Source organism: Vibrio sp. 10N.247.311.51, assembly GCF_041467855.1.
GTDB lineage: Bacteria > Pseudomonadota > Gammaproteobacteria > Enterobacterales > Vibrionaceae > Vibrio > Vibrio coralliirubri.
Genome location: NZ_JBFSVK010000010.1, coordinates 173,848 through 183,536, shown reverse-complemented (window position 1 = coordinate 183,536; position 9,689 = coordinate 173,848). Strand labels below are relative to the sequence as shown.

7 protein-coding genes and 1 other annotated feature are annotated in these 9,689 nt (G+C 43.3%); of the genes, 4 read left to right on the top strand and 3 right to left on the bottom strand.

Annotated elements, in window-relative coordinates; all coding sequences use genetic code 11:
- Window positions 1-613 precede the first annotated feature (613 nt).
- The 3 genes from clpB to rluD all read right to left on the bottom strand — a co-directional run bounded on the left by clpB (window position 614) and on the right by rluD (window position 5,047).
- On the bottom strand, window positions 614-3,187 hold the full coding sequence (gene clpB / locus AB6E85_RS11880) for an ATP-dependent chaperone ClpB (protein WP_372142763.1): 2,574 nt from the start codon (window positions 3,185-3,187) through the stop codon (window positions 614-616).
- A 142-nt stretch (window positions 3,188-3,329) separates the two neighbouring features.
- Window positions 3,330-4,070 carry a peptidoglycan editing factor PgeF gene (gene pgeF / locus AB6E85_RS11875; RefSeq protein WP_372142761.1) on the bottom strand — a complete coding sequence of 247 codons (741 nt, stop codon included), beginning with the start codon at window positions 4,068-4,070 and terminating at the stop codon, window positions 3,330-3,332.
- Between the two features lie 2 nt (window positions 4,071-4,072).
- On the bottom strand, window positions 4,073-5,047 hold the full coding sequence (rluD, locus tag AB6E85_RS11870) for a 23S rRNA pseudouridine(1911/1915/1917) synthase RluD (protein ID WP_017056156.1): 975 nt from the start codon (window positions 5,045-5,047) through the stop codon (window positions 4,073-4,075).
- Between the two features lie 137 nt (window positions 5,048-5,184).
- On the opposite strand from rluD, the gene AB6E85_RS11865 reads away from it, so the two are divergent.
- The 4 genes from AB6E85_RS11865 to pheA all read left to right on the top strand — a co-directional run bounded on the left by AB6E85_RS11865 (window position 5,185) and on the right by pheA (window position 9,673).
- Window positions 5,185-5,913 carry an outer membrane protein assembly factor BamD gene (locus AB6E85_RS11865; protein ID WP_048606835.1) on the top strand — a complete coding sequence of 243 codons (729 nt, stop codon included), beginning with the start codon at window positions 5,185-5,187 and terminating at the stop codon, window positions 5,911-5,913.
- Window positions 5,914-6,053: 140 nt separating this feature from the next.
- Window positions 6,054-7,478 (top strand): transporter substrate-binding domain-containing protein, encoded by a 1,425-nt coding sequence (locus tag AB6E85_RS11860; RefSeq protein ID WP_372142759.1) that lies wholly within the window; start codon window positions 6,054-6,056, stop codon window positions 7,476-7,478.
- 439 nt (window positions 7,479-7,917) lie between these two features.
- Complete coding sequence (hpf, locus tag AB6E85_RS11855; protein WP_004735034.1) at window positions 7,918-8,253, top strand: ribosome hibernation-promoting factor, HPF/YfiA family; 336 nt, start codon at window positions 7,918-7,920, stop codon at window positions 8,251-8,253.
- A gap of 110 nt (window positions 8,254-8,363) precedes the next feature.
- Window positions 8,364-8,485, top strand: a sequence feature (Phe leader region).
- 12 nt (window positions 8,486-8,497) lie between these two features.
- Window positions 8,498-9,673, top strand: a complete 1,176-nt coding sequence (gene pheA / locus AB6E85_RS11850; RefSeq protein ID WP_048606831.1) for a prephenate dehydratase — start codon at window positions 8,498-8,500, stop codon at window positions 9,671-9,673.
- Window positions 9,674-9,689 lie beyond the last annotated feature (16 nt).

Below are 9,689 nucleotides of genomic sequence, written 5' to 3'. Positions count from 1 at the left end.
CTGCCGCCAGCGTTCAATCTGAGCCATGATCAAACTCTTCAATTTAAGATTTTGTGACTCAACGAATACTGACTTCAAAACTACTATGTAATTTTAAAGCTATTACCATTCCAACAGAATGATAATGAATTGACTGTGCCGATTAACTACAAGTAGTTAAACGTATTGGTCACTCAGTTCATTGAAATCAATTTTGATTCCGAAGAATCTGTTTTATCTAACGATAAAACGTTTTGATATTCATCAACGAGTGCCCACACAGATTGATAGGTTTAAATTGTTAAAGAGCTTTACTTGTTGAGCGTTCCTTTTAGTAAGGAGCCTCTCGAAGTGGACGGCCATTCTAGCGGATTGGATTCCAGTGTCAAACACTTTTTCCAGCTAATTTTTCAAAGCATCTTAAATGCTTATCACCGTCTTGTTACTCAGTTCAAACCGCTTGGTTATCCTTGGCAACGGAGGCGCATTATAGAGAGAATAATCCTTTGCACAAGGCTAAAAACGAAAAAAAGCCGCCACCGGCGACCGTTCGAACACTATTCACACAAAGCGTTCAAAATAGGCACGATTAAGCCTTAATTTCGGCCAATCGTACCTACAGTTCTTACTTCAACTATTGGTGAGCAATAATGCGGTCGTTGTTTACTAATAGCTGTACTTTCTTATCTGGATTAATTTTTCCTGCCAATATCGCTTTCGCTAACGGGTTCTCGACACTTTGTTGAATCGCTCTTTTCAAAGGTCGCGCGCCATATACTGGATCAAAGCCAACTTGAGAAATCAACTTGAGTGCTTTCTCCGAAACTTCAAGCTCATAACCATTGTCTTCCATTCGCTTCTTAAGGTGTTCAAGCTGAATAGCGGCGATCGATTGAATGTGCTCTTGACCCAATGGATGGAACACCACGCTTTCATCAACTCGGTTCAAAAACTCAGGACGGAAATGTTTACCTACCACTTCCATCACTTCATTCTTTATTCCTTGGTAATCGAGCGTATTGAAGTTCTCTTGAATTCTCGAAGAGCCAAGGTTGGATGTCATGATCACCACCGTGTTTCTAAAATCGACTGTACGACCTTGTCCATCAGTTAAGCGTCCATCATCAAGCACCTGCAATAAGATATTGAAAACATCCGGATGCGCTTTCTCTACTTCATCTAGCAAAATCACTGAGTAAGGCTTGCGACGTACCGCTTCTGTTAAGTAGCCTCCTTCTTCATATCCTACGTAACCCGGAGGAGCACCAACCAAACGAGCAACAGAGTGTTTCTCCATAAATTCAGACATGTCGATACGCACCATTGCATCGTCACTATCAAACATGAAGTTCGCGAGTGTTTTACACAACTCAGTTTTACCAACGCCGGTTGGGCCAAGGAATAAAAAAGAGCCAATCGGCTTATTCGGATCAGATAAACCTGCACGGCTACGACGAATCGCGTTCGATACCACTTCGACTGCTTCCGCTTGGCCAATCACGCGGTTATGCAGAACACCTTCCATTTTAAGAAGCTTCTCTTTCTCTGCTTCTAGCATTTTAGAAACAGGGATGCCTGTTTGCTTCGATAACACGTCTGCAATTTCTGCATCCGTGACCTTATTACGCAGCAGTGTCATTTCTTGCATTTCAGCTTGAGTCGCAAGATCTAACTGCTTCTCTAATTCTGGGATTCGACCGTATTGCAATTCAGACATTCGGTTAAGATCACCAGCACGTCTCGCAAAATCCATATCCATACGAGCTTGTTCTAGCTCTGACTTGATGTGTTGCGTGCCTGAAAGCGCGGCTTTCTCTGCATTCCACACTTCTTCAAGCTCTGCGAAATCTCGTTCTTTGTCAGAAAGCTCTTCTTGTAATGTTCGAAGACGTTTTTCACTGGCTTCATCATTTTCATTGGTAAGAGCTTGCTGCTCGATCTTCAATTGAATGATCTTACGCTCGAGCTTATCTAGCGACTCAGGTTTTGAGTCGATCTGCATACGGATACTCGAAGCCGCTTCATCAATCAGATCAATCGCCTTATCTGGCAACTGACGGTCAGAAACGTATCGATGAGATAATGTTGCAGCCGCGACAATCGCGGGGTCAGTAATTTCTACATGATGGTGAAGTTCATAGCGCTCTTTCAAACCACGGAGAATTGCGACCGTGTCTTCCACGGTTGGCTCATCGACTATCACTTTTTGGAATCGACGCTCTAACGCAGGGTCTTTCTCTATATACTGGCGATATTCATCGAGTGTGGTTGCGCCTACACAGTGAAGCTCACCACGAGCCAATGCTGGTTTTAGCATATTACCCGCATCCATAGAGCCTTCGCCTTTGCCCGCACCTACCATGGTGTGAATTTCATCGATAAAGAGAATAATATTTCCCTCTTCTTTCGATAATTCGTTAAGAACTGATTTTAAACGTTCTTCAAATTCACCACGATATTTAGCGCCGGCAATTAAAGAACCCATATCTAGCGAAAGTACACGTCGGCCTCTCAAACCTTCAGGTACTTCATTGTTGATAATACGCTGCGCTAAACCTTCGACAATTGCTGTTTTACCGACACCTGGTTCACCGATAATGACGGGGTTGTTCTTAGTGCGGCGTTGAAGTACTTGGATAGTGCGACGGATTTCGTCGTCTCGGCCGATAACAGGATCCAGCTTGCCTTGCTCTGCTCTTTCGGTCAGATCAATGGTGAACTTCTCGAGTGCTTGGCGTCTATCTTCCGCATTCGGGTCATCGACCTTCTGGCCACCGCGAACTTGTTCAATAGCTTGAGATAATTTTTGCTCAGTAAGACCTAGTTCTTTAAGTAGGTTTCCTAAAGGACCTTTGTCTTCAATAGCAGCCAGTAGGAATACTTCTGAAGATATGTAACTGTCTTGACGCTTTTGCGCGACCTTATCACATAGGTTAAACAGCGTTCCCATCGCATTCGATAGCTGAACGTCACCACCGATGCCACTTACTTTAGGCACTCGGTCTAATATTTCGCTCAATTTAGAGCGCAATTGAACCACATCAATATTCAGCATGGTGAGCAATGGACGGATTGCACTACCATCTTGATTAAGCAAAGACACCATTAGGTGCACAGGTTCTATATATTGGTGATCACGACCTAATGCGAGCGACTGAGCATCAGATATCGCAATTTGGAATTTACTAGTGAATCGATCGAGACGCATGCCAACCTTCCTACTCTTAGATATGTTTATCTTATGGTTAGAAGATGGATACGGTAACGCGGATTTTCAAGGGATAAGAATGAAGAATAGAGCTGATATAAAAATATAAATGAACTGGATGACTAGTTGCACTAGCTAAAGGTTACTCTAACCAAATAAAAGTAGCTTGGCGCCCAGTAATACCATCACGACGATAAGAATAGAACGCATCGGCATCAGCGAAAGTACATAGATTAGAGTCTGTCACAGAAGTTACACCAACTTTGTTCAGTCGTTGCGTTGCAAGCTGAGACATATTCGCTAGCCATTTGCCTGGTTCAGCTTTGGCTTCAAATGCGAGCTTGGCTTGAGGGTCAAAACTAACGAAAGCTTCCAACACATCATCACCTACTTCAAAGGCTTGTTTGCCTATTGCAGGACCAAGCCAAGCAATGATCTTATTCTCTGAATCTAGGTTTGAAAACTTTGCAACGGCATTTTCAAGAATGCCACCAGCAAGACCACGCCAACCAGCATGAACTGCAGCAACTTGAGTGCCTTTGGTATCAGTAAGGATTACAGGTAAGCAATCGGCTGTCATCGCAGAACAGACAACACCTTTAGCTGTAGTAAATGCACCGTCAGCATCAAGAATATCTGCCGTAGGTTGTAAAGCCGTAACGACATCTGTTGAGTGAGTTTGATTTAGCCATACCGGAGCTGCAGGCATATTAGCGTGTTGCTTGAGCCAGGCTCTGTTGTTTTCAACAAGCGAAGCATCATCCCCAACATGCGTACCTAGGTTTAATCCTTGATACGCACCAGTAGAAAAACCATCAAAACGTGTCGAAGCAAATGCTTTCACGTTTTTTGGTGCATTCCAGTTAGGGATGATCATCGACATGATTAAATGTCGTCTTCCAAGTTTTCGCGAGCATCAACACGTAACGCTTCAGCCATCACAACCATGTCATTTGGCACAGGAGCGTGGAACTCAACTTCTTCACCTGTAATTGGGTGAACAAATTTAAGCATAACTGCGTGTAGTGCTTGGCGATCAAAAGAACGAATCATTGTTGTTAGTTCTTCAGATGCACCTTTTGGAATACGAGCACGACCACCGTATGCAACATCACCTAGCAGTGGGTGCTGAAGGTATGACATGTGTACACGGATTTGGTGAGTACGACCCGTTTCTAGGCGTAGACGAATACGAGTATGCTCGCGGAAGTGCTCAGCAACACGGTAGTGAGTTACTGCTGGCTTCCCTAATTCATTTACGTCCATTAGAGTACGCTTAGTTGCGTGACGGCTAATGCCTTTCTCAACCACACCACCAGCGGTCATTTTGCCAATTGCAATTGCTTCATATTCACGAGTAATACGACGCTTAGCAAGAGCACGCACAAGACGAGTTTGAGCTGGAACCGTTTTAGCCACAACCATAAGGCCTGTTGTGTCTTTATCAAGACGGTGCACAATACCTGCACGAGGCACTTCTGCAATCTGTGGGTAATGGAAAAGCAATGCGTTTAGTATGGTTCCATCCGGTGTACCTGCGCCTGGGTGTACAACCAGATCGCGAGGCTTATTGATAACCAATAAGTCATCATCTTCGTAGACAATGTCTAGAGGAATATCTTGTGCTTCCCAGCGCTCTTCATCTGCAAGTTCAGCTTGCAAGATGATCTCTTCACCGCCCAAAACCTTAACGCGCGGCTTAGTAATAACTTCGCCATCCACTTGGATTTTGCCGTCAAGAAGCCACTCTTTAATGCGAGAGCGAGAAAAATCGGTAAATAGTTCAGCGACAGCTTGGTCTAAACGTTGACCTAACTGGCTGCTTTTTACTGTGTCTGTTAATGTGATCTGCTGAGCCATATCGAACTTTTTTAAAAACCGTGAGACTAATACCCATTAGTATGGATAAAATAGAATAATTGCATCATTGTATCTGTTACTGGTTAGAAAGTAACGGAAGCTTACGAAATATTTAATTCAAGGAATCGACGCCTGACATGAAACACCTTACTTTATCGGGTCTATTAGCCGTATCACTCTTGGTTGGTTGTTCAAGTAGTGAAGAGATAGTGCCAGATGTACCACCATCGGTTCTCTACTCTGACGCTCAAGAATCACTGCAGAGTGGTAGCTGGCTTTCAGCAATAGAAAAGCTAGAAGCCCTAGACTCACGTTACCCATTCGGCGCCTATTCTGAGCAAGTACAGCTCGATCTGATTTACGCTTACTACAAAAATGATGACTTGGCACTTGGCCTCGCTACCATTTCACGTTTCCTACGTTTGAACCCAACGCATGAGAAACAAGACTGGGTTCTTTACATGCGCGGCTTAACGCACATGGCGCAAGACCGAAACTTCATGCACGATATTTTTAATATCGACCGTAGTGACCGTGATCCAGAACCAGTGAAGCTAGCGTTTGCTGATTTCAAACGACTGTTAGAACGTTTCCCTGCAAGCCCATACGCTGAAGATGCACAAAAACGCATGTTCGCACTGAAAAACCGCCTAGCAGAGTATGACTTAGCAACCGCTGATTTCTACCTACGCCGCGAAGCTTGGATTGCTGCGATCAACAGAACGCAAGAGCTGCAAAAAACTTACCCAGACACCATTGCTGCGCGTAAGTCTTTAGATATCCAGCTAAAAGCTTATCAACAACTCGGCCTAGATGACGCTGTGTTAAGAACAGAAAAGTTGATTGAGTTAAACCCACTACCTTAATCAAACTTCTTACATCTCAATCCAAAAAGCGCGCTAATTTACTAGCGCGCTTTTTTTCATCTACATATCGCAAACTTGATGGATCGCATAATACACGGTATCTTCAAAAGATAACTTTTAACAAAACATCAACATGGAGTGTGGATGTGAGTAGGTTGTTATTATTTATCTGGATATCGCTATTTAGCCACTTATCCTACGCATTAGAACTGTCCCCATTAAGCAATAAGCCTTACATGGGTGACTTGGATGTGCTCAAAACTAAAGGAACGGTTAGAGTGCTCGTGTCTGCCGATCTTGGTTTCTATTACATCGAGGATGGCAAGCCAAAAGGCATCGTGGCAGAAATGCTCTACCACTTTGAGAAAAGCCTTCGTAAGAAACATCCCTATCTCAATGTTCAAATCATCCCCGTGCAACGAGATGATCTACTTCCCTCTCTAGAGTCTGGCTATGGTGATGTCGCTGTCGCTAACCTAACGATCACCGACAAACGACTACGAACCATCGATTTTTCAGATCCGATGATTAAAGATGGTAAAGAACTCATTATCACAGGGAAAAAGGCCGAACCTATCACCGAAATCAAGCAATTGAGCGGTAAAGAGGTATGGATACGAGCAAGCTCGAGTTACTTCGAGAGTGTACAAAGAGTCAATAAAGAGCTTAACGAACTAGGTTTACCGCCACTGCATGTCCACTTCATCGAGGAGTCACTACAAGACTACGAGCTGATAGAACTGGTTAACCAAGGTTATATACAAGGCACAATTCTGGATAACCATAAAGCCAAGCTCTGGGTCGATGTAATGGAAAACATTCAAGTACATAACGACTTACCTTTGCGAGAAAATGGTCGTATTGCTTGGGCTTTAAGAAAAGACAGCCCTCAACTGAAGAAAGAGATAAACAAATACGTCAAGACCGCACGGACAGGCACCCTGCTTGGAAACGTCATCTACCAGAAATACATCGACAATACTCGCTGGTTAGGCCGAGCACTCAACCCCAATAAAGTAGATCGAGTGGCTAAACTCTCAGATGTCTTTGAAAAGTATTCGAGCAAGTATGAATTTGATCCTTTGATGATGTCAGCTCAAGGTTTCCAAGAATCAGGACTGGATCAAAGCCGGGTTTCTCATCGCGGGGCTATTGGTGTGATGCAGGTATTACCGAGTACCGCCAAAGATAAAAACGTCAACATCAAGAATATCCATAAGGTGGATAACAACATCCATGCGGGTGTGAAGTATATGCGCTTTATCAAAGACCGATATTTTGACGACCCAGCAATATCACCTGACAATCAAATCTACTTTACCTTGGCTTCTTACAACGCTGGTCCTGCTAAGATCAGAAAGATGAGGCGCATTGCCAAGCAGAAAGGTTACAACCCAAACATCTGGTTTAAAAACGTAGAAATCATCACTCGCAAATACGTGAGTAAAGAACCCGTAACCTATGTTGCCAACATCAATCGTTACTTCGTAATCTATAAACAATTACAAGCTATCAATGCTATCCGAAAGGACGGCACAGCGAGATTACTGAACACTAACGACTAGGATCGCCTCAATCCCAGAACTGGAGAGCCAAAGGTATTGGGTATAAGCTAAAAAACACAAAAGCCGCATAAGAAAACTTATGCGGCTTTTGTTTATCTAATTCTGAAGAAGCTTACGTAGCGATCTAGATCGCGAGATCTATATCACGAGACCTTTATCACAAAACACTATTGAGTAAATTTCAATCAAGCACTTTCCATAGGCTGTAGGACGCCCCTAAAAACTGGTTTAATTTTTAGCGAAGCCTTGCCTCCAAGTTATCGTTTTTCATAAGGATAACAAGCATTTTTCACCAAAAACATATCAAGACTTGCGTAAGATCACATTTGATTTTAATGCTTATTCCTCCCAGCCAAAACAAGATCTAGATCACATTCTTTATTCCTAAAAGTCGTAATCTGAAGTTAACCCATGAGGGATACAACAGAGGAAAACTTCTATGAAAATGAACATCACTGGTAAAAACATCGACATTACCTCTGCAATCCGTGATCACATAGAAAGCAAATTTAAAAAGCTGGATAAATGGCAAGTAGACATCATTGGCTGCCAAGCGAGCTTTAGCGAAGAACCAAACAAGAAGAAAAAATTTGAAGCGGTTCTAACCGTACCAAAAGGCCAACTTGTTGCTTCATCAATCCATGACGACCTCTACGTAGCGATCAACGAAGTAGAACAAAAACTAGAGCGTCAACTCAACAAGCTACGCCATAAACCAGAAGCGCGCCGCGCTGAAAAGCCTGAAATCGAAGAGCTAGAAGCTGAAGTAGAATAAGGAAAGAGAACAGATTAAAAAATAGCGCCTCAGGGCGCTATTTTTTTGCTTGACGCTCGTAGCTCGCTTGCTTATTGTGTTTAAACATTCATAAAACAATCACTTTTTATGCACACTCAATCTTTGTTTATTTTTGACTTCTTTTTTCTTCCGTAAATCGGAGGCTAAGTCGTTTTAGAAAAACAAGTCAAAAACGAACAAGAAGCCTCCCACACTAGGGAGGCTTTTTTATAAGGACACATTTATGACTGACCGCTCAATTTCACTGGATGATATCCGCCTTCGTCTTAATGATTTAGACGACGAACTCCTGAAGTTACTTTCAGAGCGTCGCAAGCTAAGTATCGAAGTCGCTAAAAGCAAAGTAGAGACATCAAAACCAGTTCGTGATGCAGTACGAGAGCAACAACTATTAGTTAAGCTGATCAACAATGGAAAAGATAAATACGAACTTGATGCGCAGTACATTACCAAGCTGTTTCACACCATCATCGAAGATTCCGTTTTACTACAGCAGTCATACTTACAAAACCTTGCGAACCCGCAAAGCCGCAAACCATTGGCTCGCGTTGCATTCTTAGGTTCTAAGGGATCATATTCTCACCTTGCGAGCCGCGAATACTTCAGCCGCAAGAATATGGAGTTGATTGAGCTGAACTGTAATCACTTCAAAGAAGTCACATCAACAGTAGAGTCTGGCCATGCCGACTACGGTGTCCTACCAATTGAGAACACCAGTTCAGGGTCAATTAACGAGGTCTACGACCTACTACAGCATACGACTCTATACATTGTTGGCGAACTTTCTCAACCGATTGAGCACTGCCTCCTTGCTAAGAGTGATATCCGATTAGAAGACATCAAAACACTCTACTCGCACCCACAACCTCATCAACAATGCAGTGAGTTCTTGAGCCGCCTTAAAGGTGTCAGCCTTGAGTCTTGCGCAAGCACCGCTGATGCAATGAAAAAAGTTAAAGAACTGGGTGGTAATGACGTAGCTGCTATTGGTAATGCATCGAGCGGCAAGCTTTATGGGCTTCAGCCAATCCAAGGCAACATTGCAAACCAAACAGAGAACCACACTCGTTTCATTGTTGTGGCGCGTAAGCCTGTTGAAGTATCGACTCAAATACCAGCGAAAACGACGCTCATCATGTCGACATCTCAAGAGGCGGGCTCTTTGGTAGAGACACTACTGATCCTGCAACGCTTAGGCATCAACATGACCAAGCTGGAATCTCGTCCTATCATGGGTAACCCTTGGGAAGAGATGTTCTATGTCGATTTAGAGGCGCATCTGGATTCAGATAATATGCAGCAAGCGATAACGGAGCTTACGGCTATTACTCGCCACCTGAAAGTATTGGGTTGCTACCCAAGTGAGAACATCAAAGCGACTCAAGTTAAGTTGTCATAGCCGAGAGCAAGTATCA